The 25,893-nt window shown below is 71.0% G+C and carries 23 protein-coding genes; 9 read left to right on the forward strand and 14 right to left on the reverse strand.

Going from position 1 to position 25,893, the window contains the following annotated elements:
• Positions 1-111 precede the first annotated feature (111 nt).
• Entirely contained in the window at positions 112-1,044 is a 933-nt protein-coding gene (locus AC067Z_RS00765) for a hypothetical protein (protein WP_478787224.1), read from the forward strand.
• 56 nt (positions 1,045-1,100) lie between these two features.
• Here the strand turns inward: AC067Z_RS00765 and AC067Z_RS00770 are convergent, their stop codons facing one another.
• Positions 1,101-1,529, reverse strand: coding sequence for a Rieske (2Fe-2S) protein (locus AC067Z_RS00770; RefSeq protein WP_478787225.1), 429 nt, complete (start codon positions 1,527-1,529; stop codon positions 1,101-1,103).
• Positions 1,530-1,798: 269 nt separating this feature from the next.
• A complete protein-coding gene (gene uvrA / locus AC067Z_RS00775) occupies positions 1,799-4,768 on the reverse strand; it encodes an excinuclease ABC subunit UvrA (RefSeq protein WP_478787226.1) in 2,970 nt (989 codons plus the stop codon).
• Positions 4,769-4,964: 196 nt separating this feature from the next.
• Between uvrA and AC067Z_RS00780 the strand changes: the two genes are divergently transcribed.
• Positions 4,965-5,642 (forward strand): maleylpyruvate isomerase family mycothiol-dependent enzyme, encoded by a 678-nt coding sequence (locus AC067Z_RS00780; protein ID WP_478787227.1) that lies wholly within the window; start codon positions 4,965-4,967, stop codon positions 5,640-5,642.
• A gap of 10 nt (positions 5,643-5,652) precedes the next feature.
• Complete coding sequence (locus AC067Z_RS00785; RefSeq protein WP_478787228.1) at positions 5,653-6,309, forward strand: MBL fold metallo-hydrolase; 657 nt, start codon at positions 5,653-5,655, stop codon at positions 6,307-6,309.
• An 87-nt stretch (positions 6,310-6,396) separates the two neighbouring features.
• Here AC067Z_RS00785 and AC067Z_RS00790 read toward each other — a convergent pair whose 3' ends face one another.
• The 6 genes from AC067Z_RS00790 to AC067Z_RS00815 form a co-directional block, all read right to left on the reverse strand.
• Positions 6,397-7,134: an alpha/beta hydrolase gene (locus AC067Z_RS00790; protein ID WP_478787229.1), complete on the reverse strand. Its 738-nt coding sequence runs from the start codon at positions 7,132-7,134 to the stop codon at positions 6,397-6,399.
• 167 nt (positions 7,135-7,301) lie between these two features.
• Positions 7,302-8,327, reverse strand: a complete 1,026-nt coding sequence (locus AC067Z_RS00795) for a TerC/Alx family metal homeostasis membrane protein (RefSeq protein WP_478787230.1) — start codon at positions 8,325-8,327, stop codon at positions 7,302-7,304.
• A gap of 226 nt (positions 8,328-8,553) precedes the next feature.
• Positions 8,554-10,524: a TerD family protein gene (locus AC067Z_RS00800; protein ID WP_478787231.1), complete on the reverse strand. Its 1,971-nt coding sequence runs from the start codon at positions 10,522-10,524 to the stop codon at positions 8,554-8,556.
• A 246-nt stretch (positions 10,525-10,770) separates the two neighbouring features.
• Positions 10,771-11,349 carry a TerD family protein gene (locus tag AC067Z_RS00805; RefSeq protein WP_104789925.1) on the reverse strand — a complete coding sequence of 193 codons (579 nt, stop codon included), beginning with the start codon at positions 11,347-11,349 and terminating at the stop codon, positions 10,771-10,773.
• 132 nt (positions 11,350-11,481) lie between these two features.
• On the reverse strand, positions 11,482-13,602 hold the full coding sequence (gene uvrB, locus AC067Z_RS00810) for an excinuclease ABC subunit UvrB (RefSeq protein ID WP_478787232.1): 2,121 nt from the start codon (positions 13,600-13,602) through the stop codon (positions 11,482-11,484).
• Between the two features lie 103 nt (positions 13,603-13,705).
• On the reverse strand, positions 13,706-14,584 hold the full coding sequence (locus AC067Z_RS00815) for an MHYT domain-containing protein (protein ID WP_478787233.1): 879 nt from the start codon (positions 14,582-14,584) through the stop codon (positions 13,706-13,708).
• 275 nt (positions 14,585-14,859) lie between these two features.
• On the opposite strand from AC067Z_RS00815, the gene AC067Z_RS00820 reads away from it, so the two are divergent.
• The 3 genes from AC067Z_RS00820 to AC067Z_RS00830 all read left to right on the forward strand — a co-directional run bounded on the left by AC067Z_RS00820 (position 14,860) and on the right by AC067Z_RS00830 (position 17,766).
• Positions 14,860-15,738: a glycerophosphodiester phosphodiesterase gene (locus AC067Z_RS00820; RefSeq protein ID WP_478787234.1), complete on the forward strand. Its 879-nt coding sequence runs from the start codon at positions 14,860-14,862 to the stop codon at positions 15,736-15,738.
• 74 nt (positions 15,739-15,812) lie between these two features.
• Complete coding sequence (locus AC067Z_RS00825; RefSeq protein WP_478787235.1) at positions 15,813-16,343, forward strand: methylated-DNA--[protein]-cysteine S-methyltransferase; 531 nt, start codon at positions 15,813-15,815, stop codon at positions 16,341-16,343.
• Between the two features lie 148 nt (positions 16,344-16,491).
• The gene (locus AC067Z_RS00830) at positions 16,492-17,766 is read left to right on the forward strand and encodes an MFS transporter (RefSeq protein ID WP_478787236.1); all 1,275 of its coding nucleotides are present in this window, start codon (positions 16,492-16,494) and stop codon (positions 17,764-17,766) included.
• Positions 17,767-17,860: 94 nt separating this feature from the next.
• Here the strand turns inward: AC067Z_RS00830 and AC067Z_RS00835 are convergent, their stop codons facing one another.
• From AC067Z_RS00835 to AC067Z_RS00845, 3 genes are read right to left on the reverse strand one after another with little or no spacing between them, the layout of a single operon-like run.
• The gene (locus tag AC067Z_RS00835) at positions 17,861-18,865 is read right to left on the reverse strand and encodes a TolB family protein (RefSeq protein ID WP_478787237.1); all 1,005 of its coding nucleotides are present in this window, start codon (positions 18,863-18,865) and stop codon (positions 17,861-17,863) included.
• Complete coding sequence (locus AC067Z_RS00840; protein WP_478787238.1) at positions 18,862-20,136, reverse strand: MFS transporter; 1,275 nt, start codon at positions 20,134-20,136, stop codon at positions 18,862-18,864. The genes AC067Z_RS00835 and AC067Z_RS00840 overlap by 4 nt, the downstream gene beginning before the upstream one ends.
• Positions 20,136-21,491, reverse strand: a complete 1,356-nt coding sequence (locus AC067Z_RS00845) for a discoidin domain-containing protein (RefSeq protein ID WP_478787239.1) — start codon at positions 21,489-21,491, stop codon at positions 20,136-20,138. The genes AC067Z_RS00840 and AC067Z_RS00845 overlap by 1 nt, the downstream gene beginning before the upstream one ends.
• Before the next feature lie 282 nt (positions 21,492-21,773).
• On the opposite strand from AC067Z_RS00845, the gene AC067Z_RS00850 reads away from it, so the two are divergent.
• Both AC067Z_RS00850 and AC067Z_RS00855 read left to right on the forward strand, forming a co-directional pair.
• Complete coding sequence (locus AC067Z_RS00850) at positions 21,774-22,685, forward strand: pseudouridine-5'-phosphate glycosidase (RefSeq protein WP_478787240.1); 912 nt, start codon at positions 21,774-21,776, stop codon at positions 22,683-22,685.
• Positions 22,682-23,599, forward strand: a complete 918-nt coding sequence (locus AC067Z_RS00855; RefSeq protein WP_478787241.1) for a carbohydrate kinase family protein — start codon at positions 22,682-22,684, stop codon at positions 23,597-23,599. The genes AC067Z_RS00850 and AC067Z_RS00855 overlap by 4 nt, the downstream gene beginning before the upstream one ends.
• A 49-nt stretch (positions 23,600-23,648) precedes the next feature.
• On the opposite strand, the gene AC067Z_RS00860 is transcribed toward AC067Z_RS00855, so the two are convergent.
• Positions 23,649-24,287: a nucleoside/nucleotide kinase family protein gene (locus AC067Z_RS00860; protein WP_478787242.1), complete on the reverse strand. Its 639-nt coding sequence runs from the start codon at positions 24,285-24,287 to the stop codon at positions 23,649-23,651.
• Between the two features lie 7 nt (positions 24,288-24,294).
• Positions 24,295-24,774, reverse strand: coding sequence for a hypothetical protein (locus AC067Z_RS00865; RefSeq protein ID WP_478787243.1), 480 nt, complete (start codon positions 24,772-24,774; stop codon positions 24,295-24,297).
• Positions 24,775-24,876: 102 nt separating this feature from the next.
• Here AC067Z_RS00865 and AC067Z_RS00870 point away from each other — a divergent pair, with 102 nt between their 5' ends.
• Positions 24,877-25,380 carry a hypothetical protein gene (locus tag AC067Z_RS00870; protein WP_478787244.1) on the forward strand — a complete coding sequence of 168 codons (504 nt, stop codon included), beginning with the start codon at positions 24,877-24,879 and terminating at the stop codon, positions 25,378-25,380.
• An 11-nt stretch (positions 25,381-25,391) separates the two neighbouring features.
• Here AC067Z_RS00870 and AC067Z_RS00875 read toward each other — a convergent pair whose 3' ends face one another.
• Positions 25,392-25,826 carry a cupin domain-containing protein gene (locus tag AC067Z_RS00875; protein ID WP_478787580.1) on the reverse strand — a complete coding sequence of 145 codons (435 nt, stop codon included), beginning with the start codon at positions 25,824-25,826 and terminating at the stop codon, positions 25,392-25,394.
• Positions 25,827-25,893 lie beyond the last annotated feature (67 nt).

Here is a 25,893-nt window from a genome sequence, read left to right on the forward strand (position 1 = left end):
GATGTGAACACCCCCCGTCCGCCTCACCCGGAGAGCCGCCACCGCCCACCCTCAGCGGTCCGTACAGCTGCGTGAACATTCACCGATCTCCCTGAGTCCCCGGAGGAATCCATGGGCCACACCGAAGCCGATCTGGCGCAGGTGCTGAACAGCGGCCCCTTCCACCTGGCCCTGCGCGCCGCCCTCGCGGTGCGCGGCCTGCCGCTCCAGCGCGTCCAGCACCATCTGGCGCACCGGGGGATCAAGGTCGGGGTGACCAGCCTCAGTTACTGGCAGCAGGGCGCCCGGCGGCCCCAGCGCCCCGAGTCGCTGCGCGCGGTGCGCGCCCTCGAGGACGTGCTGGATCTGCCCCAGCAGTCGCTGGTCAGGCTGCTCGGCACGGGGAAGGACGGCAGCCGGAGCGACGTGGAACGACCGGCGGCCCGCTCGTACCGTGCGCTCATGGAATCCGCCGCCGTGGTGGAACGCCTGCTCGCCGATCTGGAGTCAAGGGCGGACGGCGGGCTGCACACGGTCGGGCACCAGGAGCGGGTGCGCATCGGCGCGGACCGCCGGCTGCTGGGGCGGGACTCGCAGCACGTCGTACGGGCGCACAGGGACGGAATCGACCGCTACCTGGCCATCCACCACGGCGATGCCGGCTGCGACCCGGCACAGGTCGAGGTGAGCGCACTGGAGAACTGCCGTACGGGCAGGGTGCGCTGGGACCGGGAGACCGGGGTGGTGATCGCCGAGCTGCTGTTCGACGCCAGGCTGCGCGCCGGTGAGACGTACTTCTTCGGCTACGGCTTCGAGGACGGCACCGGCGGCCCGTGCAGCGAGTACGTACGCGGCTTCAGCTTCGCAGGTGGCCAGTACGTGCTGCAGGTGCGTTTCGACGAGGGCGCGCTGCCCGTGCGCTGCCACCGGTTCTCGCAGGCGACGACGGGTGCGCCGCGCGGCGCCCGGACGGATCTGACGCTCAGCGGGCGGCACCGCACGGTCCACCTCGTCGAGCAGGGGGTTCGGCCCGGGATCCTCGGCATCGACTGGGACTGGGACTGACCTGCCACCGGGTCCCGGAGCAGGGCAGGCTTTCGGGACGTCGGATGCGGTCGGGCCTATGCGCCGGGGCCCGCGACGAGCTTGCCGCCCTCGGCCGTGATCGGGACCTCGGGCAGCGGCACGGTCGCCGGGCCCACGAGCGCCTTCCCCGTCGTGACGTCGAACCGGCTGCCGTGGCAGGGGCAGTTCCCCTCCGTGCCCTCCAGCTTGTCGAGCACGCAGCCGGCGTGGGTGCACTGGGCGCTGAAAGCCCTGTACTCACCCTTCGCCGGACAGTGCACGACGAGACGCTGCTCGCGGTAGAGCTTGGCCCCGCCGACGGGGACGGCATCGGCCGCTCCGAGGTCGACGGGCTCGGTGGGCGTGGGGTTCTTCGCGTGGCCGAGCTTGGACTCCGTGGAGCAGGCAGCGACACCCAGCCCGGCGGCCCCGGCGAGGGCGGCGCCCTTCAGGACGGTACGACGGGCGGGCGGCTGGCCGGGCATGGGAACTCCAGAGTCAGGGCATCGTGGGGGTCTTCCGCGGTCCCAGGGCCGAAGGGGAGGGCCCGGGGCGCGTCTCGGTGCAGAAACGACGATACCGGCGGAGATCGCCGGTCCCCGGGGCGGGGGCGCTCTCCGCTCCCGACCCCCGCTCCCGTCACCGGGCAAGCGCTGGATCCCGGGACCGCGCTTCACCTGGTGTCCGCGAACGCCTCCTGCGGCCTGATGGCCGCAGCGGCGGGTCCGGGTGCCGGAGCCCCCGGACCACGACGTCACGCCTTGCGCTGGCGCGGTGTCCGCGCCGAGGCCGTCTTCTTCGCCGGCGCCGACTTCGCCGCCACCACAGTCTTCCTCGCCGGCTTGCGCGCCCCCGGAACCGACGTCGCGTCGCTGATGCGCTCCGCGTCGAGGATGTCCCGCAGGAACTTGCCCGTGTGGCTGGCCGGGACGCCCGCGACCTGCTCCGGGGTGCCTTCGGCGATAACCAGGCCGCCGCCGCTGCCGCCCTCGGGGCCCATGTCGACGACCCAGTCCGCGGTCTTGATCACGTCGAGGTTGTGCTCGATGACGATGACCGAATTGCCCTTGTCGACGAGACCGGACAGCACGCCGATCAGCTTGCTGATGTCCTCGAAGTGCAGACCGGTCGTCGGCTCGTCGAGGACGTAGACCGTGCGGCCGGTGGAACGCTTCTGAAGCTCGGAGGACAGCTTCACGCGCTGCGCCTCACCGCCGGAGAGCGTCGGCGCCGACTGGCCGAGCCGCACATAGCCGAGGCCCACTTCGTTGAGCGTGCGCAGATGACGGGAGATCGTCGGCACGGCCTCGAAGAAGTCGAGCGCCTCCTCGATCGGCATGTCCAGCACCTCGGCGATGGACTTGCCCTTGTAGTGGACCTCCAGCGTCTCGCGGTTGTACCGCGCGCCGTGGCAGACCTCGCACGGGACGTACACGTCCGGCAGGAAGTTCATCTCGATCTTGATGGTGCCGTCGCCGGAGCAGTTCTCGCAGCGGCCGCCCTTGACGTTGAAGGAGAACCGGCCGGGGAGGTAGCCACGGACCTTGGCCTCCATCGTCTCCGCGAACAGCTTGCGGACATGATCGAAGACGCCTGTGTACGTCGCCGGGTTGGACCGCGGGGTGCGGCCGATGGGCGACTGGTCGACATGCACGACCTTGTCGACGAGATCGTCGCCTTCGACCCGGGTGTGGCGACCCGGCACCGACTTCGCGCCGTTCAACTCGCGGGCGAGGTGGGTGTAGAGGATGTCGTTGACGAGGGTCGACTTGCCGGAGCCGGAGACTCCGGTGACCGCGGTGAGGACTCCGAGCGGGAACGAGACGTCGATGTCCTGCAGGTTGTTCTCCCGGGCGCCGTGCACGGTCAGCAGACGCGTCGGGTCGATGGGGCGACGCAGCTCGGGCGTCGGGATGGACCGCTTGCCGGACAGGTACTGCCCGGTCATCGACTCCTTGTTGGTCAGCAGCTGCTTCAACGGACCGGAGTGGACGACCCTGCCGCCGTGCTCGCCCGCGCCGGGGCCGATGTCGACCACCCAGTCCGCGACCTTGATGGTGTCCTCGTCGTGCTCGACGACGATCAGGGTGTTGCCCATGTCGCGGAGCCGGACCAGTGTCTCGATGAGCCGGTGGTTGTCGCGCTGGTGGAGGCCGATGGAGGGCTCGTCCAGGACGTACAGCACGCCGACGAGGCCGGAGCCGATCTGCGTGGCGAGGCGGATGCGCTGTGCCTCACCGCCGGAGAGCGTGCCCGCGGCGCGGTTGAGCGAGAGATAGTCCAGGCCGACGTCGACGAGGAAGCGCAGCCTCTCGTTGACCTCCTTGAGCACGCGCTCGGCGATCTTCTTGTCGCGGGCGTTGAGCTTGAGGCGGCCGAGGAAGTCGGCGCATTCGCTGATCGACATCGCCGCGACGTCGGCGATGGACTTCTCCATCACGGTGACGGCGAGGACGATCGGCTTGAGGCGGGTGCCCTCACAGGTCGGGCAGGGCACCTCGCGCATGTAGCCCTCGAAGCGCTCCCTGCTGGAGTCGCTCTCGGCCTCGGAGTGCCGCCGCTTCACGAACTGCACGGCGCCCTCGAAGGCGGGGGTGGTGTAGGCGCGCTCGCGGCCGTACCTGTTGCGGTAGCGGACCTCGACCTGGGTCTTGTGCCCGAACAGCAGGGCCTTCTTCGCCCGCTGCGGCAGTCCGGCCCAGGGCATGTCGGTGGCGAAGCCGAGTGCCTGCGCGAGGCCGCCGATCAGACGCCCGAAGTACTCCTTGGTGTGCCCGTGGGACCACGGGTGGATCGCTCCCTCGTCGAGGGACTTCTCCTCGTCGGGGACGATCAGCTCGGGGTCGACCTCCATGCGGGTGCCGATACCGGTGCAGTCGGGGCAGGCGCCGAAGGGCGAGTTGAACGAGAAGGAGCGGGGCTCCAGCTCCTCGAACGACAGGTCGTCGTAGGGGCAGTACAGATGCTCGGAGTACATCCGCTCGCGCTCGGGGTCGTCCTCGGGGAGGTCGACGAAGTCGAGCACGACCATGCCGCCGGAGAGTCCGAGCGCGGTCTCGACCGAGTCGGTCAGCCGTCGCTTGGCGCTGTCCTTGACGGTGAGGCGGTCGACGACCACCTCGATGGTGTGCTTCTCCTGCTTCTTGAGCGTGGGCGGCTCGGCCAGCTGGATCGTCGTGCCGTCCACCCGGGCGCGGCTGTACCCCTTGGTCTGGAGGTCGGCGAAGAGGTCGACGAACTCGCCCTTCCGCTCGCGCACGAGCGGCGAGAGCACCTGGAACCGGCTGCCCTCGGGCAGTTCGAGCACCTTGTCGACGATGGCCTGGGGCGACTGGCGCGAGATGGGCCGGCGGCACTCGGGGCAGTGCGGCTTGCCGATACGGGCGAACAGCAGACGGAGGTAGTCGTAGACCTCGGTGATGGTGCCGACCGTGGAGCGCGGGTTGCGCGACGTCGACTTCTGGTCGATCGAGACGGCCGGGGAGAGGCCCTCGATGAAGTCGACGTCCGGCTTGTCCATCTGGCCGAGGAACTGCCGGGCGTAGGACGACAGCGACTCGACGTAACGGCGCTGCCCCTCGGCGAAGATCGTGTCGAACGCGAGGGACGACTTGCCCGACCCCGAGAGCCCGGTGAAGACGATGAGGGAGTCGCGCGGGAGGTCGAGCGAGACGTTCTTCAGATTGTGCTCGCGCGCGCCACGGACGATGAGACGGTCGGCCACGCCGGTCCGCACCTTTCTTGAGAGAAGCGGGGGCACAGCCCCCGTCCCAGACTGCATCCAGCCTATGGGGGCCGCCAGATCGATGAGTGCCTGACTTTCAAGGATGCCTCGACCGAGCGTATAGCACGCGCATTCGATTTTCTGCCACGCTCCGATTCCTTCACCCGATCGTGTGGCGAGGGCTATCGTCGGCCGCATGATCGACCCTGTGCGCGACCTGGCCTCTGTGCGTGAGGCGACCCAGCGGCTGCTCAGTACAGCCACCCGATTCCAGAACACCTCCGGGCCGTCACGTCTTCCCGGCTGGACCCGCGGCCATGTGCTGGCCCACGTCGCCCGCAACGCGGACGCGCTGGTGAACGTGCTCGAGGGCCGGCCGATGTACGTCAGCGGCGAGGCACGCGAGGCCGACATCGAGCGCGACGCCGCGCGACCGCTCGACGTCCAGCTCGACGACGTGCGCGAGAGCGCCGAGCGCTTCCAGGCCACGGGCAGCGCCCCCGCCGACTGGGCCCGCACGGTCGAGCTGCGCAACGGTGTCACCGACAGTGCGTCCCGGGTGCCGTTCCGCAGGCTGATCGAGATGGAGCTGCACCATGTCGACCTCGATGCCGGCTACGAGCTGGAGGACCTGTCGAAGGAGTTCACCGAACGCGAGATCGCGTTCCTCGCCCGGCGTTTCACCGGAATCGCCACCGTCCCGCCGACCCGGATCGTGACCGGCAGCGGCGAATGGCGCACGGGCGGCACCGAAGGAGCCGAGGTCACGGTCTCGGGCCCGACCGCAGACGTGCTCGGCTGGCTTGCGGGGCGGCGCGACGGTGCGGCTCTGACGGCCGTCGGCGGCGCCCTGCCCGTAGTGCCCCCGCTATAGGCTGAGACGTATGACATACAGCGGTGTGGTCAAGGTCGGCGGCGCGGCGGATGTGCACGAGCTCACCGGCCTGATGATCTCCAAGGTCGCGGTCGGCCCGATGGACAACAACGCCTATCTGCTGCGCTGCCGGGCCACCGGCGAGCAGTTGCTCGTCGACGCGGCCAACGAACCGGACACGCTGCTGCGTTTGATCGGCGACGACTCCATCACCTCCGTCGTCACCACCCATCGCCACGGCGACCACTGGCAGGCGCTCGCCGAGGTGGTCGCGGCGACCGGCGCCCGCACGTATGCCGGGCGTCACGACGCCGAGGGCATCCCCGTCCCCACCGATGTGGTGGTCGAGGACGGGGACGTCATCCGGGTCGGACGGGTCGAGTTGACCGCCCGCCATCTCGTGGGCCACACACCGGGGTCGATCGTGCTCGTCTACGACGATCCGCACGGTCACCCGCACGTGTTCACCGGTGACTGCCTCTTCCCGGGCGGAGTGGGCAACACGCGCAAGGATCCCGAGGCGTTCGCCAGTCTGCTGGACGGTGTCGAGGAGAAGCTGTTCGGTCCGCTGCCCGACGAGACCTGGGTCTACCCCGGCCACGGCAAGGACACCACGCTCGGCGACGAGCGTCCGCATCTGCCGGAGTGGCGCGAGCGCGGCTGGTGATCCCGTACCCGGCGGCAGCACCCGTCGGGCGCCCCCGCCCCCGAGCAGCGTGACGCCGGGGGCGGCCGTTTCCGGAGGTTCCGAAGGTCAGACGCGGTCGATCGTCGTCGCGTCCGCCGGGTGCGACTCACCGCTACCTGCGGCGTCGAAGCTCGCCGCGACCGCGGGCGGCAGCGGACCCAGCCCCAGCAACCCGGTGACGAGGCGGGCGGTGAGCGCGTGCCAGGCAGCCGCACGCCGCACCATGGCGTGGTCGCCGCCCGGCATACGCAGCGCACACGTTTCGGCTCCCGCCTCGCGCGCTGCGGTCGTGAGGCTCCAGGAGTCGCGCGGGTCGGTGACGCGGTCGCGGTCGCCGTGCAACAGCACGATGCGCCTGCCCGCCAGATGCTGCACGGGCTCGCCCGCGGGGCACCAGGGGGCGAGGCCCACGACGGCCCGCACCAGGGGGTGTCCGGCGGCGTGCAGGGCGGCACGGCCGCCCATCGAGTGGCCGACCAGGACGACAGGGACGGGCCCGGCCAGGAGAGAGAGCTCCTCCAGCGCGCGCAGCGCGTCCCGGGCAGCGTCGGCCCGCTCGCCGTTCCAGCCGCGGTGGACGTAGCGGACGCGGCCGAGCACCACGTCGTGTCCGGCGGTCGCGCGGGCGATGGACCGGGCGAAGGGCTGCATCCGGACCGCCGGCAGATTCAGTGCCGGCGGCGGCTCGGTACCGTCGGCACGGCCACCGTGCAGCAGCAGAACGGCCGCCCGGGGTGACTGCGCCGCCCGGTCGAGGACCAGGGCGGGCGGAGTCGCGGACTGTCGTATCGCTATGACGTTCACATCCTCGGAACTCAGAGCCTGACGGTGCGGCCCTCTCGTACGCCACAGTATTCGGAGCCGGTACCCGTCCGGACGGGTCCGGACCGCTACGAGGTCCGGCCGGTGCGGATGCTCGCGCATCCGCACCGGCCGGACCGTCCCACTGTCTGTCGCGCGCTCGGGCGGCGTCAGGCCTCGACGCTGTCCTTCTCCGCGCCGTCCTTGTCGCCGCTGCCCTTCTCGGCGTCCTTGCCCTCGGCCGCTTCCCGCTCGGCCTGCCTCTTGGAGGCGATCAGGCTGGTGATCGTCGTGACGATCAGCACGCCGCAGATGACTGCCAACGAGAACGGGATCGAGATCTCGGGGACGTGCACCCCGCTTTCGTGCAAGGCGTGCAACACCAGTTTGACGCCGATGAAGCCGAGGATCACCGACAGGCCGTAGCTCAGGTGGACCAGCTTCCTGAGCAGTCCGCCGATGAGGAAGTACAGCTGCCGCAGGCCCATCAGGGCGAAGGCGTTGGCCGTGAAGACGATGTACGGGTCCTGGGTCAGGCCGAAGATCGCGGGGATCGAGTCCAGCGCGAAGAGCACATCGGTGGTGCCGATGGCGAGCATGACCACCATGAGGGGGGTCAGGACGCGCTTGCCGTTGACCCGGATGAAGAGCTTGGTGCCGTGGTACTTGTCGGCGACGCCGAACTTCTTCTCGATGGACTTGAGGAGCCTGTTCTCCTCGAACTCCTCCTCTTCGTCGTCCGAGCGCGCCTCCTGGATGAGCTTCCAGGCGGTGTAGATCAGGAACGCTCCGAAGATGTAGAAGACCCACGAGAAGCTGGCGATGATCGCGGCGCCGGCGGCGATGAAAATCGCGCGCAGGACGAGGGCGATCAGAACGCCGACCAGCAGCACCCGCTGCTGGAGGTGGGACGGCACCGAGAACTTCGCCATGATCAGGACGAAGACGAAGAGATTGTCGACACTGAGCGACTTCTCGGTGATGAAGCCGGCGAAGAACTCTCCGGATGCCTGACTCTCCCCGAAGAGGAGCAGGCCCAGTCCGAACAGGGCCGCCAGCACGATCCAGACAACGGTCCAGATACCGGCTTCCTTGATCGACACGTCATGGGGCTTGCGCCCGATGAAGAAGTCGACCGCGATCAGGGCACTCAGACCGAGGATGGTCAGTACCCAAAGGGTCAATGAAACGTCCACTGCGCCTCCGGCGTCGTACGGCTACTGATCAGCGTCGTCGCTGCCGGAGGTCTCCTCCACCCGGGACGGCATCACCGCACCACGGGCCGACGCCCCGGGACCTCTCTGTCGGTCCGTACTGACGGGCACGCCGCGAGTCGGGAGTACTCCCCTCCGCCCAAAGAACAGTACAGGGAAGACCAAGGAAAGGTAAAGGCGAAGGTAAAGCAGGCCCCAAATTGGCTGGTCAACGCCCCCAGGAGCGACGGGCGGCGGCCACCTGCCCGAGCACCTGGCGCAGCACGTCGCTGCCCGCCGGAACGGTCAACGGCTCGTACGTCCAGGCGTGCCGTACCCAGGGGTCGGCGAGGTGGTCGTCGGGCACGGGTGTGACCCGCAGCAGGGAACGCCACAGCGGATCGAGCACCGGGCCGTAGGCGCTCGCGTCCTCGCGGTCGGCGACCATGAGCAGATGGACGCCGACGGCCGGGCCCTCGTCGGCGAGATAGCGCAGCTGGGTGACAGCGCGGTCGTCGAAACCGTGCGGGAAGTCGTTGACGATCAGCAGCTGCTCGCCCGTGTCGAGGTCCGGCGGGAGCGAATCCGCCGCGCCGGCGCGCACCGCCATGGTCACCAGGTCGACTCGTTCGGTGAGCTTGGCCAGGACGGAGCTCACGCCCTGTGCGCCCGCTGCCGGGGGCGCGGCCAGTACGCCCGTTTCGACCAGCGGGGCGAGCGCGGCGGACGCCGAGCCCGCCGGGTCTATGACATGCACCGCGAACTCTCCCGGCGGGTACACCGCGATGAGCCGCGCGGCGAGGGCCACCGCCGTGTCCGCGGCCTGCCTGCGCAGGACACCCTCGTCCATCGCCATCGCGGCGTCCGAGCTCGACCGGCCGCTGTCCACCCACAGCCCGCGCTCCAGCGGGAGGCGCACGAGCAGCGGCAGGCGCAGTTCGGGGCTCTCGGGCAGGTGGATGTCCCCGATGCGCAGCGCCATCGGGACCTCCATCGGGACCCGGTAGGCGTGCCAGACGGGGTTGTCCCAGCGGGCGTAGGAGGCCGGGAGTGCGGGCTCGACGACGTCCGACTCGGCGGTGAGCTGAGCCAGATCACGGTCGAGGGCCTGACGGGCCTGGTCTGCCAGCTGCTCGTACTTGGCGCGGGCCGCTGCCCTGGCCGCGTCGCCGCCGCTGCCGATGCGGCTGCGCGGGTCGGACAGGACCTGGTCGAGCTCCTTGTCCATGCGGGACTCGGCGAACTCGACGGCGCTGCGGTACGCGGCCACAGCCCGGGCGAGGTCCTCGAACATCCCCCAGACCTGGTTGTAGAGACGCTCGTCCATGGACCAGCCGGTGGCGTCGCCCGCCACGGGCACCGGCGGCCGGCCCGGCTCCCCCGGCTGCGCCGCCGGGGGCGGGGTGGGGGCCGCAGACCGGCGCCGCGGATGGGAGTAGTCGATGGGACCTCCCGGGATCTGCGGCGGGTCGGGCACAGGGGTCTGCTGCGGATTCGCCGATGCCGCGGCGGCCTGGGCGGCGGGCACCGACAGTCCGTCGGAGTGCGTGCGGCCGGGCAGCGTCGCATCGGGGCCGGCGGGCAGGCCCTGCCCCTGGGGCGCGGCCTGGGCGTTGTCGGCGCTCGTGTGCAGGCGGGCCGGTTCCGTGCGCGCCGCGGGAGGGGCGACCGCCGCCCGGATGTCCGCCGCGATGTCGCGTGCCCTGGCGATGCCCTGGTCGGCCAGCATGTCCGCGAGCCCGCCCTCGTAGCCCTGGCCCACCGCGCGGACCTTCCAGGCGCCTTGGCGGCGGTAGATCTCCACGGCGACGACCGACGTCTCGGTGTCGAGGTCGGTGATGGTGAAACTGGCGAGCTCGTCGCCGGTCTCGCCGACGACGGCGACGAAGGGTGCCGCGGTCGCGCCGAAGCGGTCGGGGCCGCCCGAACCGGTAAGTGCGAGCAGGACGTTGATCTGCTGTGCCTCCTCGGACACGGCATCCAGATCGAACGTGAAGCGCGGCGCCCGGTCGGCCCCTCGGGGCACCTCGATGCCCGGCAGTTCGGGGGCACCGGGGTGGGCGATCCATTCGTCGCGGGCCGTGCCGCCGTCGTCCGTGCAGGTCACACAGGCCACGACCGGATGACCGGCCGACACCCGTACGGTCAGCCGGGTGTGCGGCAGTGGGTGGTTCTGCCCCCGGACCAGCTCGGCCGTCATCGCTCTGTCCCCTCAGTGCTGGGCGGTGCTCGTGGTGTGCGGTGCTGTGTGGTGCGTGTGGTCTGTGGTGCTGTGTGGTGCGTGTGGTGTCCGGCGCCGGCCGGTCCCGCCGTGCCCCGGCCTGGCTCCCCTGCCCGGCGCGGCCGGTGCGCGGGGGCGCATGGTGCAAGCGGTGCAGCTCCCGGCGGCGGTGCCTCCGGGAGCTGCGGGTCCGTCGATGCGGGCCGTGCCTGCTGACGACCGCCCCTACAGGTGCGGCAGGATCGCCGGCATCAGGTCCTGGAACGTACGGCCGTTGGCCGGGTTGCCCAGGGCGGTCATCTGCCAGCCGCTGCCGGCGCGGTGGACCTTGGCCATGATCTGTGCCGTGTACTGGCCGCCGCCGTCGAGCGTGTAGCGGGCGAGCTCCTGACCGTTGGTCTCGTCGACGATTCGGCAGAAGGCGTTCTGCACCTCCTGGAACGTCTGGCCGGTGAAGGAGTTCACCGTGAAGACGATCTGGTCGATGTGGACCGGCACCCGCTGCAGGTCGACGAGGATCGCCTCGTCGTCGCCTCCCGAACCGGCGCCGCCCACCAGGTTGTCACCGGTGTGCTTGACCGAGCCGTCGTCACTGACGAGGTGACGGAAGAAGACCACATCCACCGGCTGCTTGTCGGCGAACAGCACCGCCGATGCGTCCAGGTCGATCTCGCGGGTGCGCGAGCCGAACAGACCGCGGCGCGGCGCCGCCTGCCAGCCGAGCCCCATCCGCACAGCCGTGAGGGTGCCCCCGTCGCTCTTCTGCAGGCTGATGGCCTGGCCCTTGGTCATGTTGACCGTCACGCGCTGTCCCCTTCTCCAGAATTGCCACCGCTCATCTATGCGGTTGACCTGCACACTACGCAGTCACGGTGGCGGAGCCGTATCGTCCGCCCGTTTTTGTGTCGGTCTTGCAACACACCGGCCGTGCCGGGGTCAGGCGAGGCCCGCCTCCTTCATCTGCCGCAGTTCCTTCTTCAACTCGCTCACCTCGTCGCGCAGTCGTGCCGCCACCTCGAACTGCAGCTCCGCGGCCGCGGCCCGCATCCGCTCGGTCATCTCCTCGATGATTCCGGCCAGTTCGGTGGCCGGGCGGTCGCTGAGCACCTCGCCCGACCTCTTGCCGGAGGTGCCCAGCGCCGGGACCGGAGCCTTGGCGCCCTTGCCGGGCTTCTCGGCCTTGCCCTGGCGGTATCCGGTGCCGAGCAGTTCCTCGGTGTCGACCTCTTCGCGCGCGATGGTGGCCACGATGTCGTTGATCTTCTTGCGGAGCGGCTGCGGGTCGATGCCGTTCGCCGTGTTGTACGCGATCTGCTTCTCGCGGCGGCGGTTGGTCTCCTCGATGGCCTTCTCCATCGCGGCGGTGATCTTGTCCGCGTACATGTGGACCTGGCCGGAGACGTTGCGCGCGGCGCGGCCGATGGTCTGGATCAGCGACGTCCCGGAGCGCAGGAAGCCTTCCTTGTCCGCGTCGAGGATCGCCACCAGCGACACCTCGGGCAGGTCGAGGCCCTCGCGGAGCAGGTTGATGCCGACCAGGACGTCGTATTCACCGGCGCGCAGTTCGCGCAGGAGCTCGACACGGCGCAGGGTGTCGACGTCGCTGTGCAGATAGCGGACCTGGATGCCCAGTTCGAGGAAGTAGTCGGTGAGGTCCTCGGCCATCTTCTTGGTGAGGGTGGTGACCAGGACCCGCTCGTCCTTCTCGGTGCGCAGCCGGATCTCGTGCACCAGGTCGTCGATCTGCCCCTCGGTGGGCTTGACCACGACCTCGGGGTCGACAAGGCCGGTGGGGCGGATGATCTGCTCCACGAAACCGTCTCCGCGGGACAGTTCGTACGTCCCGGGGGTGGCGGAGAGGTAGACGGTCTGGCCGATGCGCTCCTGGAACTCCTCCCACTTCAGCGGGCGGTTGTCCAGCGCGGACGGCAGCCGGAAACCGTGATCGACCAGGGTGCGCTTGCGGGAGGCGTCGCCCTCGTACATCGCGCCGATCTGCGGGACCGTCACATGGGACTCGTCGATGACGAGCAGGAAGTCCTCGGGGAAGTAGTCGAGGAGGGTGTTGGGCGGGGAACCGGGCTCGCGGTCGTCGAAGTGCATCGAGTAGTTCTCGATGCCCGAGCAGGAGCCGATCTGGCGCATCATCTCGATGTCGTACGTCGTGCGCATGCGCAGCCGCTGGGACTCCAGCAGCTTGCCCTGCTTGTCCAGCTCGGCCAGGCGCTGCTCCAGCTCCACCTCGATGCCGTTGACCGCCTTCTCCATGCGCTCGGGTCCGGCGACGTAGTGGCTGGCGGGGAAGACGTAGAGCGACTCGTCCTCGCTGATGATCTCGCCGGTCAGCGGGTGGAGGGTGGACAGGGCCTCGATCTCGTCGCCGAACATCTCGATGCGGACGGCGAGCTCCTCGTACACCGGGAAGATCTCGATGGTGTCGCCGCGGACGCGGAAGGTGCCGCGCTGGAAGGCCACGTCGTTGCGGGTGTACTGGATGTCGACGAAGCGGCGCAGCAGCTGGTCGCGGTCGATCTCCTCGCCGACCTTGAGCTGGACCATGCGGTCCACGTACTCCTGCGGTGTACCGAGGCCGTAGATGCAGGAGACGGAGGCGACCACGATCACATCGCGACGGGTCAGCAGTGAGTTCGTCGCGGAATGGCGCAGGCGCTCGACCTCCTCGTTGATCGAGGAGTCCTTCTCGATGTAGGTGTCCGACTGCGGGACGTACGCCTCGGGCTGGTAGTAGTCGTAGTACGAGACGAAGTACTCCACCGCGTTGTTCGGGAGGAGCTCGCGGAATTCGTTCGCCAGCTGGGCGGCCAGGGTCTTGTTCGGTGCCATCACCAGGGTGGGGCGCTGGAGCTTCTCGATCATCCAGGCGGTGGTGGCCGACTTGCCCGTGCCGGTCGCGCCGAGGAGGACCACGTCCTTCTCGGCGGCGCGGATACGCCGCTCCAGGTCGGCAATGGCCGTCGGCTGGTCGCCGCTGGGCTGGTAGGAGCTGACGACCTCGAAGGGCGCCACCGTACGTTCGATCTTGGAAACGGGCCGCATGGCACCAACCGTACGACCCGCCACTGACAGCCGGGGGCGAACCGGCGTCGAAGCCGCGGTCCCGGCGCCGGCCCGGGGCAGGGACGCCTTGGCGGCCCGGGTCTCAGTGCCGGTCGGGATCCGCGGACCCGCGGCGGGCGCCGCGGTCCGCGGCCCACGCGGCGGGACGGCGGGACGGCGGGGTGGCACGCTGCGCCGGGACCCCGGGACGCCCGGCGCCGTCCCGGCCGGCGGGCCCGCGGTCCGACTCCCCCATCACGAGCAGCGGGTCGAACATCACCACGACGGCGGCGAGCAGCAGGAAGACCGCGGGTCCCACGAGTACGGGAGCGAGCAGGGTGGCAGGCGAGTCGCCGCCGGTCGCCGGGGCGGCCGAGGGATGCAGATGGACGCTCACGGCCGCCATCCCGACGTAGTGCATGCCGCTCACGGCGACCCCCATCACGAGGCTGGCGCCCACGCTCGCCATGAAGCCATGTATGGCCACCGCGGCCCACAGGGCGACGGTTGCCGCGACGACCGCGATCAGCACGGACAGGGCAACGGTGAGGGTGTCGTATTGGAGGCTGCCCTGCAGGCGCATTCCGGCCATGCCGAGGTAGTGCATGGAGGCGATGCCGAGGCCGGTGATCGTGCCGCCGGTGACCATGGCCATGGGGGTTGTGCCCCGGTATCCGACGATGAAGATGCCGATGCCGACCATCACGACGGCGACGGCGAGACTCGCGAACGTGGTGGGTCTGTCGTAGCCGATCGGCGCCTCCTCGACGGTGAACCCCATCATGGCGATGAAGTGCATCGTCCAGATCCCGGTGCCTATGGCCGTGGCGCCGAGGGCGAGCCAGCCGGTCTTGAAGCCGCGACCGTTGCGCACGGACCTCGTGGTGCACCGCAGCCCCAGGGCGCCGCCGAGACAGGCCATGAGATAGGCCGCCACCGGAGTGACGAGGCCATAGCCGAAGCCGTCCACCGTGCCTTGCATCCCTTGAGCCCTTCGCCCCGCGTGTTCCCCTGTGCCCCCGTGCCCCGTGGCCCCCGCGATCCACGCGAACGCGAAGGGAACCTCTGGCTGAGGGCGAGCGTACGGCCCGCGGAACGGGATGCAAACGTTCGAGCAGAGATTTGTCGACTCGAAGACCGAGCAACGCTCCGATGCGGGCGGATCCGTTCACGTTGTGGCCACACTTCGCCTGTCCCTCGTTGACCGACACCTGTCAGTGTCGGCCCGTCCGTGATCCGCCGACGTGAGGAAAACCTGTGTACGCACGCCCCGTCACTGCCCTCGCCGCCGCCTCCCTCGGAGTGACCGCCCTGCTCGTGCCCGGCTCCGCGGCAGGCGCCACGGAAACTGCCGTACGCCACGACGAGCCGCTGGTGATCGCCCATCGCGGCGCCTCCGCCTACGCGCCGGAGAACACGCTCGCGGCGATCGATCTGGCCGACCGCATGGGCTTCGTCTGGGTCGAGAACGACGTCCAGCGCACCAAGGACGGCGAGCTCGTCATCGTGCACGACGACTCACTCGCGCGGACCACGGACGTCGAGCAGGTCTTCCCCGGGCGGGCTCCCTGGAAGATCGCGGACTTCACGGCGGCCGAGATCGCGCGGCTCGACGCCGGCAGCTGGCGGGGCGCGCAGTGGGCGGGTGCGCGGGTGCCGACCCTGAAGCAGTACCTGAACCGGGTCGACGAGAACCGTCAGAAGCTTCTTCTGGAGATCAAGAAGCCCGAGCTCTACCCGGGAATCGAGAAGGACACCCTCCGCGTGCTCGGCGAAGAGGGCTGGCTGGACCGGCGGCACATCGCCGGCCGACTCGTCATCCAGAGCTTCGGTGTGGACAGTGTGAAGGCCGTGCACCGGCAGCGGCCGGACATCACGACCGGCTTTCTCGGCACGCCGGCCGTCGCCGACCTGCCGTCGTACGCGGCGTTCACCGACCAGATCAACCCGACGCACACCTCTCTGACGGCCGACTACGTGGCGGCGGTGCACGCGTTGAAGGGTGCGCACGGCAAATCGCTGCGGGTCAGTACCTGGACCGTGAACGACGCGGCGGGCGCCCGGCGCGTGGCGGGCTTCGGCGTGGACGGCATCATCACCAACAACCCGGACGTCGTGCGGGACGCGGTGGGCTAAGGCGTCCTGCCGGGCTCGCGGGCCGTTGGTTCGCCTCGGGCCGCATTGTCAGTGCCCCGTCCTACGGTGGTCGCATGAACACCTTCGAGTGGAGCGTCGTCGGCACGGACATCGGGCCGCTGCTGCTCGCGGCCACCGACGCCGGCCTGGTCAGCGTGGTCTTCCACGCCGGGCCGGCGGTCCGGGACCGGGCACTGGCGCAGCTGGCGGACAGGCTCGGTGCCGAGCCCGTCGAGGACGCCACCGGCCGTCTCGCCGAGCCGATACGTCAGTTGCGGGCGTATTTCGCGGGCGGGCTGCGGGAGTTCGACCTGCCGCTGGACTGGTCGCTGTCGGCGGGCTTCAACCGCGAGGTCCTGCGTGAACTGCTGTCCGGTGTGGCCTACGGGTCGGTCGTCGGTTACGGGGACCTGGCGGCCCGGGTCGGGCAGCCGGGAGCGGCGCAGGCGGTCGGCGCGGCTATGGGCTCCAACCCGCTGCCGGTAGTGGTGCCGTGCCATCGGGTGGTGGAGACCGACGGGGGGCTCGGCGGCTTCGGCGGAGGACTGGAGACGAAGCGCAGGCTGCTGGCGCTGGAGGGCGTGCTGCCCGAACCGCTGTTCTGACGGAGTTCTGTGCCGACACCCCGCGCAGTTCCAGGCCCTACGCCGTTCCGGGCTCTGCGCTGCTCCATGCCCTACGCAGTTCCAGGCCCTGCGCTGCTGCGGGCTCGGCGATGTTCCGCGCGGGCGGGCGCGCTGGCACACTGCGTCAGTGACCATCAGCCCAGACGCTCCTGACATATCCGATGCCCCGGTGGTGAAGGCCGCCGAGCTGCCTGCGCTGCGGCGTCGTATCAATGCCGTGCTGATCGCCAGCCAGATCCTGGGCGGTCTGGGGGTCGCCACCGGTATCGCGCTGGCCGCGGTGCTGGCGCAGGAGGTCAGTGGCACCGAGGCACTTTCGGGGCTCGCCCCGACGGCGACCGTGGCGGGTACCGCGCTGCTGTCGGTGCCGCTCGCCGCGTTGATGACCGCCCGCGGGCGACGGCCCGGGCTGGTCCTCGCCTATCTCATCGGTGCCGTGGGCGCGGGGGTGGTCGTGACGGCCGCCGTTGTCGGCAGTTTCCCGCTTCTGCTGCTCGGCATGGCCGGCTTCGGCGCCGCCTCGTCGGCAAATCTGCAGGCCCGGTTCGCGGCGGCAGATCTTGCGGAGCCGGATCGGCGCGCGCGGGCGATCTCCACGGTGGTGTGGGCGACAACGATCGGGGCGGTGCTCGGACCGAACATCGCGTCCCCCGCCGGGCGCAGCGTGGCCGGTCTCGGGATCCCCGCCGCCGCGGGGCCGTTCCTGTGGGCGGCCGGGGTGTTTCTCGTCGCCGCCGTCGTCGTGCTCGTGCTGCTGCGGCCCGACCCGTTGCTGACGGCCCGTGCGCTGTCCGAGGACGACCGCTCCCCGGAGGGACGCTCTCTGCGGGCGGGGGTCTCGGCGGTACGGCACTCCCCCATGGCGCAGCTGGCGCTGGTGACGGTCGCCGTCTCGCACACCGCCATGGTGTCGATCATGTCGATGACCCCGGTCGCGCTCAGCCACCACGGTGCGGGGATCCAGCTGATCGGCCTGGTGATCAGCGGTCATATCGCGGGCATGTACGCGTTCTCGCCGCTGATGGGCTGGCTGGCGGACCGCATCGGGCGGCTCGCGGTGATCGGTCTGGCGGCCGGGCTGCTCAGTACGGCAGCGCTGCTGGCCGGCACGGCAGGAGCGAGCCACGGGCGGACGGCGCTCGGCCTCTTCCTGCTCGGCCTCGGCTGGTCGGCCGGCCTGGTGTCGGGCTCCACCCTGCTGACGGACTCGGTCCCCCAGCCTGCCCGCGCCGCCGTCCAGGGCCTGTCGGACCTGACGATGAACACGGCGGCGGGGCTGGGCGGGGCGGCCGCGGGACTGGTGGTGGCGCAGGCGGGCTACGGGTGGCTGAACGCGATCGGCGCGATGCTGCTTCTGCCGATGGCAGCACTGGCGATCCGCAGGGCGCTGCGCCCGTCCTGACGGGGCCGGCCCCTTGCCCACGCATCTTTGACGCTTGCGGCACCGAGCCGGCCTTGTCGGGCTCCCGGGTCAGCGCCACAGGCGTACGCGCCCGTCAGGGGACCCATGTCGGCGACGAGGCGTCCCGGACCAAACGCCTCGGCGGCCCCGCGCCTCCCACCGGCACCGCCCACACGTCGCTGCCCTCCCCGGACCGGCCCGGCAGGGCGTACGCCACTGTGGCGTCGTCGAGCCACACCGCCTGGTCGTCGACGCTGCGTTCCTCCGCCAGCGGCCGCTCCCGCAGGGTCCGCAGGTCCAGCACGTGCAGACGCCATGGCCTGCGGGGATCGTCCCGGACCTTCTTCTTGAAGACGAGGCGCGTGTTGTCCGGGGACAGCGACGGGCATTCGACGTTCCCGCGCAGCGCCCGCGCCGACCAGTTCCGCATGTCGCCCTGCACGAGATGGGTGCGTCCCTGCGTCGAGACCGTCGCGTAGAAGCGGTTGTCGTCGCGCGCGAAGGTCACTCCCCAGTAGTTGACGTCGGGTGCGTGGTGGCGACGGCCTTCGATGGTGAGCGGGATCTGCTCCATGTTCTTGATCAGGTACCCGGTGCGCAGATCGAGGAGGGAGGTGCGTGTGGAGAACGACGAGGAGGCGTAGGAGTCGCCCACGGCGAAGTTCGTCCAGGCCACCATCCGCCCGGATGCCGACACCCGCGCCCGGTTGGGGATGCCGGGCACCGCGATGCGGCGCGTCTCGCGCAGATACCGGTCGAGGACGACGGCGTAGGTGCGCGGCGGTACTCCTGGGCGCCGTTGCAGGCACAGTGCGGTGCCGCCCGCCGCGTGGAAGCGCTCGCACGCCGGGCCGCCACCCACCGTGCGCGGAACCGCCGCTTCGACGGGCCGGTACGCGATGCGGCCGGCCTGCCCGTGCGCCGCGCTGCGGAAGTAGAGTCGCGGGCCCTGCAGGGTGAACGAGTCGTCGGCGGCGGCCGGTTGGGGACGCCGGTCGGCGGCCCGTACGGTGTAGCCGGCGGCCGCGCCCGCCAGGACGAGAGCGGCGAGCGTGAGCACCGTGAACTTGGCCCGTGCGGTGAGCCGGGTCGGATTCATCGCGGCCTGCCTTTCTTCCGGGAGGATTCGGTCCGGTGCAGTGCGGCCCCGGCCGCGGCGAGCGACATCGCCATCGCCACGGCCGCCGAGGCCAGCGCGGCGCCGGGACCCCACACGGTCCACGCCGCCCCGAACCCGGCGGCCGCGAACAGCCGCGCGAGGGCCTGCCCGGTCTGCAGCAGCGCGAGTCCGCCTGCGCGTCGCGCGGCGGGCAGGACCGGACCGGCGAGCGCCATCAGTACCCCGTCCGTCGCCGCGTAGAAGACGCCGAGGAGGAGCAGCGCACCCGCGAGCAGCAGCGGGCCGCCGCCCGGGGCGAGGAGCAGCAGATAGGCGGCGAGCAGCGCGCCGTGGCCGAACAGGAGGGGGCGGTGGCGGCCGATCCGGTCGGCGGCCCTGCCCGCGGGGACGGCGAGGAGCAGATAGACGGCGGCCGCGCCCAGGGGCAGGAGCGGGAACCAGCTCACATCGATCGCGAGTCTGCGCTGCAGCAGCAGATAGACGAAGGCGTCCCCGATCGTCGCCGCGCCGAGCAGGGCCGCGGCGAGCAGGATGCGCCGGAATGCGGGGATGCGCAGGGGCTCGAGGACGGTCGCGACGACCGTGGGACGGACGGCACTTGGGACGTGCACCGGGCCGGCCGGGCCGGGCACGAGCACGGCCAGCAGCACGACGCCGAGGAGTCCGGTGCAGAAGCTGACGACGAAGACGGCGTCGTAGGCGTCCGCGGTCGCCCACAGCAGGGTGAACGCGGCGAGGGGGCCCAGCAGCGCGCCCGTCGTGTCCATCGCCCTGTGCACTCCGAAGGACCGGCCCAGCGCGTCCGGTGGGCTCGCCAGGGTGATCAGGGCGTCCCGTGGGGCGGTGCGGATGCCCTTGCCGACGCGGTCGGCGGCGAGCGCGGCGGCGATGCCGCCGGTCGCGCCGCCCGCGAGGAGCAGCCCGATGCGCGAGAGCGCCGAGAGCAGATAGCCCGCTCCGGCGACGCGTTTGTGCCTGCCGCCGCGGTCGGCGGCGTGTCCCCCGGCCAGCCGGACGAGGGCGGTGACGCCGTTGAACAGGCCGTCCAGGAAGCCGAACTGGAGGGGCGAGAGGCCGAGTCCGAGGACGAAGTAGAGCGGCAGCACGGCGGTGACCATCTCCGAGGAGATGTCGGTGACGAGGCTGACGGCTCCGAGCGCGATCACGGCGCCGGGAACCCGCCGTGCCGCCCCGGGAGTGGTGCCCGGGGCGGACGGCGTGTCGCGGCGGCCGGTGGTGGCCAGGTACATCAGTGGCAGGTGTAGGTGGGGCCGGTGTCCTTGACCGCGCCGTCGGTACCGACGTAGCTCCCCCGGAAGGTCGAGTCCGTGAGGTCCAGTTTCAGCACCCCGTACGGTCCGCTGATCCGCTTCTGGCTGTTGGGCTGGACCTGCTCGATGGGGTAGGGCTCCGCGCCGCCCATGCCGCCTACGATCTCGACGATGCCGTCGGAGGTGGCCCGGCCGTCCGGGTCCTGCGGGGCGAAGCGCTCGTAGTGGTGGTCGTGTCCGTTCAGGACGAGATCGGCCTTCGCTCCGTGGAGCAGCTTCCACACCGGCTTGCCGACGGGGTCGTTGCCGTGGCCGCCGGAGCTGAACAGCGGATGGTGCCAGTAGGCGGCGATGCAGCCCTTGGTGGTACGGGCCAGGTCGTTCTTGAGCCACTGGATCTGGGCGGAGTCGTCGAAGGTGTTGGAGTCCAGGGCGATGAAGTGCCAGTTCCCCTCGTCGTAGCTGTAGTACGGCTTGCCCTGGGGGTAGGCGATCGCGCCGAAGTACTCCTTGTAGCCCTTGAACGCGCCGGCCGGGTCGTACGACTCGTGGTTGCCGGGCACCGGCCGGGTCCTGCTCTTGAAGGTGCCCCAGGTCTTGTCGTAGTAGTTGCGGAAGTCGGAGATCCGGGCGTCGTCGTACTGGTTGTCGCCCATCGTCAGATAGAACCTCGGGTTGAGGCGCTGCGCCTGTGCCGCGGTCTTCGGATGGGCGCAGGAGCTGGACGACGCGGTGCACTGCGCGGCGATGTCGCCGGCGGCGACGACGGTGAACGCACCGGTGGGCGGCTGTCCGCCGTCGATGCTGCCGTAGACCTCGGCCTCGAAGAGCGAGTAGCCGTACGAGGTGCCGCGGGCCGTGCCGTGGACGCGCAGATAGCGGCCCTCGGCGGCGAGGGAGGTGAAGTCGTCGGTGCCCCCGTTGCCTGCCTGCTCCCCGGCGATGCGGGTCCAGTCGGTGCCGTCGGCGGAGACGTCGACGGTGTAGGCCCGTGCGTGGGCGGTCTCCCAGGTGAGAGTGATTCGGGAGATCTTCGCGGCTGCGCCGAGGTCGACGCGGATCCACTGGGGGTCCTTGCCCTCGGCGGATGCCCATCGGGTGGCGGGATCGCCGTCGAACGCGTTGGCGGCGGCGAAGGCGGAACCCTCCAGCGAGGAGGCGGTGGCGGGTTTGCCACGAGAGATGAGGGGGTCCGCGGCCGTGGCGGTGGGAGTGTCGGCCACGGCGTCGGCGCGGTCGGGGCGGGCGACGAGTACGCCGAGGACGAGCAGCAGAACGGCGGCGAGGGCGAGGGCCGTGATCCGACGTGGTGGGGTGGAGGCGGTCAGGCGCATACCTGGCTCCCTGTACGGGGACGGCGAGAGCTGGACTCCGTGCGAACCGCCGCGTCCGGGCAGGGCGCAGCGCACGGCGGCCGGGTCAGAGCTCTCGCTGAGCGCGTCACGCCCCCGGTGGGGCGCCGCGCCAAGCCGCTGCCGGGATCGTGGCAAGCGGCCATGCCCCTGTCAATAGACGACAGGAAACTTTCCTGTCAGTCATCCGGGACGTCGGACCGCGACGGGAGCGGCCGCGGACGCGGACGTTTGGGCACGCCCGTCCCGCGCCAGGGATGGGACATGCCGAACACCGCAGTCATCGTGTCAGAAGAGGTACGGGACGCACTCGAGTCCCATGTCCCCGTGGTCGCACTGGAGTCGACGATCATCGCGCACGGGCTGCCTCGCCCGCGCAACCTGGCGGTCGCCGAGGAACTGGAAGCGCTGGTCAGGACTGAGGGCGCTGTCCCCGCCACCATCGCCGTGCTCGACGGACAGGCCCGCATCGGGCTGGGCAAGGACGAGTTGGAGCGGATCGCGGGCGATCCCGGCATGCGCAAGCTGGGACATCGCGACCTGGCGCCCGCTCTGGCGACGGGCGCGAGCGGCGCGACCACCGTGTCCGCCACCGCGTTCCTCGCCGACAGCGCCGGCATCGCGGTCTTCGCGACCGGCGGGCTCGGCGGTGTCCACCGGGGCTGGACCGAGACACAGGACGAGTCGGCGGACCTGCGGCTGCTGGCCCAGGTGGGCATCACCGTGGTCTGCGCGGGTGTGAAGTCGATCCTCGACGTCCCGGCGACGCTGCAGCGCCTGGAGACGCTGGGCGTCAGCGTGGTCGGGTACGGGACGGACCGCTTCCCCGGCTTCTACCTGACCTCGTCGGGCGAGCCGGTCGACTGGACGGTACACACTCCTCAGGAGGTCGCCGCGGTGATGCGCGCCAAGGACGGGCTGGCCCGGCCCTTCTCCTCGCTGATCGTCGCCAACCCGGTCCCCGTGGAGGACCAGTTGGACCCCGCCCTCCACGACCGGGTGCTCGCGCAGGCGCTCGACGAGGCGCACGAGTCGGGGATCACCGGGCAGGCCGTCACGCCGTTCCTCCTGGAGCGGCTGACGCGATACACCGAAGGCGCCTCGCTGGAGGCCAACCTGGCGGCGGTGCGCGGCAACGTCCGGCTCGCCGCGCGGATCGCAGCGGCGTACGCATGACGGCCGGGACGCACACCGCGCACGACCGGGCCGCACCCGGACTGCTCGTCGTCGGGGACGTGGTCACGGACGTTGTGGCGCGACACACGTCGCCCCTGACCAGGGGGACCGACACAGCGGCTCGGATCCGCATCGTGCCGGGCGGCGCCGGCGCCAACGTCTGCTGCTGGGCGGCGCACTGGGGCTGCCCGGACGTCCGGCTGCTCGCTCGGACGGGTGCGGCGGATGTTTCCTGGCACGCCGAACGGCTCAGGGCGGCCGGCGTTCGCCCCCTGCTCGTGCCCGACGCCGAGGCGCCGACCGCCACGGTGATCGCGCTCGTCGACACGAGCGCCGAGCGCACGTTCGTGACGGACAGCGGCGCGGTGGTGCGGCTCGATCCGGCGGACTGGTCGCCGTCCCTGCTGGACGGGGTCGGCCATCTGCACGTGTCCGGCTACCTCCTCTTCGCGGACACGAGCCGGGAGGCCGCAGCGGCCGCGATGCGCTCTGCGCGCGAGAGGGGTGTGCCGGTGAGCGTGGATCCGGCCTCGGCGGGGTTCCTGTCCGAACTGGGCGTCGAGCGGATGCTGTCGGCGCTCCAGGGGGTCGACGTCCTGTTCCCGAACGCCGACGAGGCCCGGCTGCTGACCGGCCTTCCCGACCCGGCCGACGCGGCGGCGAAGCTGAGCCGTCTGGTGCCGCTGACGGTGGTGACGCTGGGCGGGCGCGGCGCGGTGGTGGCCGAGTCCGGTGCGGTCACGGCGCGCATCGCGGCCGCGCCGGCGCAGGCGGTGGACACGACGGGCGCGGGCGACGCGTTCACCGGGGCGTTCCTCGCCGCCCGGCTGGCGGGTGCGGAGTCCCCTGCCGCGGCGGAGGAGGGCTGCCGGGCCGGGGCACAGGCGGTGACACTGATCGGCGGCCGACCGTGAACGGTGCCGCCGGTCCCCCTCGCCCGGTGAGCCGCGAGACCGTGGCCCGTCAGCGGAAGCCGCTCCACGCGGGATGGCGCGGATCGTCGGCCCGTACGAGCACATCGGCCGCCTCCCCGGGACCGACCTCGTCCTCGTACCGCGCATGGGCCGGCAGGGTCCAGCGCTCGCGCTCGTCGGTGCGCCGCGCGAGCGCGCCCGGCGACAGCCTCAGATGGACGGCCAGGTCGAACGGGAACCAGTGGCCGAGGAGAAACGGCCCGTGCAGCAACAGCACACCACCGGGCGGAAGTTCGACGTGCGGCGAGCGGGTCGCCCGGTCCGTGGCAGGGTCCCACAGATCGGGCAGCACCCGCCCCGAACCACCGGCCTCCAGCGGCCCGAAGACCTCCCGCCACAGGGCGCCTGTGTCGAACCAGCCGCTGTAGTACGTGTCGGGGTCCTCGCGCCCGTACTCGTACCGCAGCGAAGCGGGCCTCAGGAACCCGTCGGTGCCCGCCACCAGGACGCTGCGCCCACGCAGGCGCAAGGCGCCCGCGATCCCCTCCGCCAGCTCACCGGGGTGTGCGGCGGCGGCTCCGTCGATGCCGATGCGCAACCAGGGGCTGTCGTCCTTGGCCGTGGTACTCAGGGCGCGCTCGGTCAGGTTCTCCGCCAGCCGCTCCCAGGTGATCGCTTCGAGTCGCACGCGCCCATCATCGCCCGACCGCGGCGGGGCCGTCCTCGCCGAAGAAGCGGAAGGGCACGCCGAAACGCTCCGCGAGCGCGCGACCGGTCACGGTGGCCTCGTCGCGCAGACCGCCGCCGCCTCGGAGCGAGGTGATGCACACCCGTTGCGGCGGATCGACGACCACCGCGTACACCAGACAGCCCTGAGTGTCCCCGTCCCACTCCGCCTCGAAGGCGGCGGGAGGGCCGGGCAGCTGTGCGGTCTTCGCGGCGAGGGTGTCGAGCTCCTGCGCGGGCAGGGGCTCCAGCCGGTCGGCGAGCTGCTCGCTGCGCCGGACGACCGTGCGGTGGGCGTCGGGCAGGCGGACCGGTTCCCCGGCCTCCCAACGGGCCTCCATCACCAGCCGCACGGCAGGCAGCAGTTCGCGTTCGACGAGGTGCGCATCAACGCGTTCGCGCACTCCGATGGGCAGCTGCTCCCACTGGATCCCGGTCTTGTCGGTCATGGGCGCGACCCTGCCATGGGCGGCGGGTCCGGGCATCCGGATATACGGGCCCAGGGACCGCGGTCACCCGTCGCGTGCCAGGATGGGGCGCCGGAGGTGGAGATGACGGCAACACGCCGCCGGGGCCCGGTGATCGCCCTTGTGTCCGTTGTGCTGGTGTTGTCGGCACTCGGACTGGTGTGGCTCGTACTCGCCTGGACGACGAACGAACCCGGTTCACGCGGCTCGGACGTGGGCGCCGCCGAGACGTTCGCCCACGTCCACATCGACCAGTACCCGGACGAGATCCGCTTCTACGTACCGGTCAAGGCGACGGTGACCCGCTCCTCTTCGGGCGCAGTCGTCTCCGCCAGGCTGCGTTACGACGTCGATGTCGTACGTGACAGCAGCGTCGCCGACTTCGTCCGCACCTACGAGGTCGGCCGCCATGGCAAGGGCGTCGCTTCGCCCACCGGCGCCGTCTTCACCGACGAGTTCGACGACGGCCGGGTGCGCACGGTGCGGGTGGCCTACAAGGACCCGAAGCCGTTCACCGGCAAGGACCCGTTGAAGGATCCCCGACTGGCCGCTTCCGGCGCGACCATCACGGTCAGCGGCGAGGACTGACCGCCGGCCGTCTATTCGTCGGCGCAGGACGGGGCGTTCTCGTCGACCGACAGCGGGCTGCCTTCGGGCAGGAAGTACGTCACGTACAGGACGACGGGCTCCGTACCGAGATTGCGCCCCAGGTGCCGGTGGGGCGCGCCCGCGGGTTCGACGAAGGAGCCGCCCGCGTCCGTGACCTCGAGCGAGCAGTCGTCCAGGGTCCGGGTCAGCGTGCCGGACGCGACCACCGCGAGCACCTGACCGGGGTGGTGGTGCCAGCCGGTCGAGCCGCCGGGCGCGATGGTGAGGGTCCTTACGACCACATCCGTGCGCCCCTTGGCCTTGATCTGCACGGTGCCGTCGGAGGTGCCCTTCGCGAGAACCGTCCCGGAGACACCGCTGCCGGGGGTGGCGTTCGCGGCCGACGGGACCACGGCGAGCGCGGCCAGGCAGCCGACTGCCACCAATGCCGTCCGGACATCGAATCGCCTTGCTGTGAAGCTCCGTACAACACCCCGCGTGAAGTCCCGCATC

It is taken from the genome of Streptomyces sp. NPDC043812 (assembly GCF_056436245.1).

Coding starts and splice junctions, on each gene's coding strand:
- uvrB (WP_478787232.1), bottom strand. CDS start 13,602: ATGCGGCCCGTTTCCAAGATCGAACGTACGGTGGCGCCCTTCGAGGTC.
- AC067Z_RS00870 (WP_478787244.1), top strand. CDS start 24,877: ATGACGGCAACACGCCGCCGGGGCCCGGTGATCGCCCTTGTGTCCGTT.
- AC067Z_RS00765 (WP_478787224.1), top strand. CDS start 112: ATGGGCCACACCGAAGCCGATCTGGCGCAGGTGCTGAACAGCGGCCCC.
- AC067Z_RS00785 (WP_478787228.1), top strand. CDS start 5,653: ATGACATACAGCGGTGTGGTCAAGGTCGGCGGCGCGGCGGATGTGCAC.
- AC067Z_RS00815 (WP_478787233.1), bottom strand. CDS start 14,584: ATGCAAGGCACGGTGGACGGCTTCGGCTATGGCCTCGTCACTCCGGTG.
- AC067Z_RS00770 (WP_478787225.1), bottom strand. CDS start 1,529: ATGCCCGGCCAGCCGCCCGCCCGTCGTACCGTCCTGAAGGGCGCCGCC.
- AC067Z_RS00845 (WP_478787239.1), bottom strand. CDS start 21,491: ATGCGCCTGACCGCCTCCACCCCACCACGTCGGATCACGGCCCTCGCC.
- AC067Z_RS00865 (WP_478787243.1), bottom strand. CDS start 24,774: ATGACCGACAAGACCGGGATCCAGTGGGAGCAGCTGCCCATCGGAGTG.
- AC067Z_RS00835 (WP_478787237.1), bottom strand. CDS start 18,865: ATGAATCCGACCCGGCTCACCGCACGGGCCAAGTTCACGGTGCTCACG.
- AC067Z_RS00800 (WP_478787231.1), bottom strand. CDS start 10,524: ATGACGGCCGAGCTGGTCCGGGGGCAGAACCACCCACTGCCGCACACC.
- AC067Z_RS00850 (WP_478787240.1), top strand. CDS start 21,774: ATGCCGAACACCGCAGTCATCGTGTCAGAAGAGGTACGGGACGCACTC.
- AC067Z_RS00825 (WP_478787235.1), top strand. CDS start 15,813: ATGAACACCTTCGAGTGGAGCGTCGTCGGCACGGACATCGGGCCGCTG.
- AC067Z_RS00780 (WP_478787227.1), top strand. CDS start 4,965: ATGATCGACCCTGTGCGCGACCTGGCCTCTGTGCGTGAGGCGACCCAG.
- AC067Z_RS00855 (WP_478787241.1), top strand. CDS start 22,682: ATGACGGCCGGGACGCACACCGCGCACGACCGGGCCGCACCCGGACTG.
- AC067Z_RS00840 (WP_478787238.1), bottom strand. CDS start 20,136: ATGTACCTGGCCACCACCGGCCGCCGCGACACGCCGTCCGCCCCGGGC.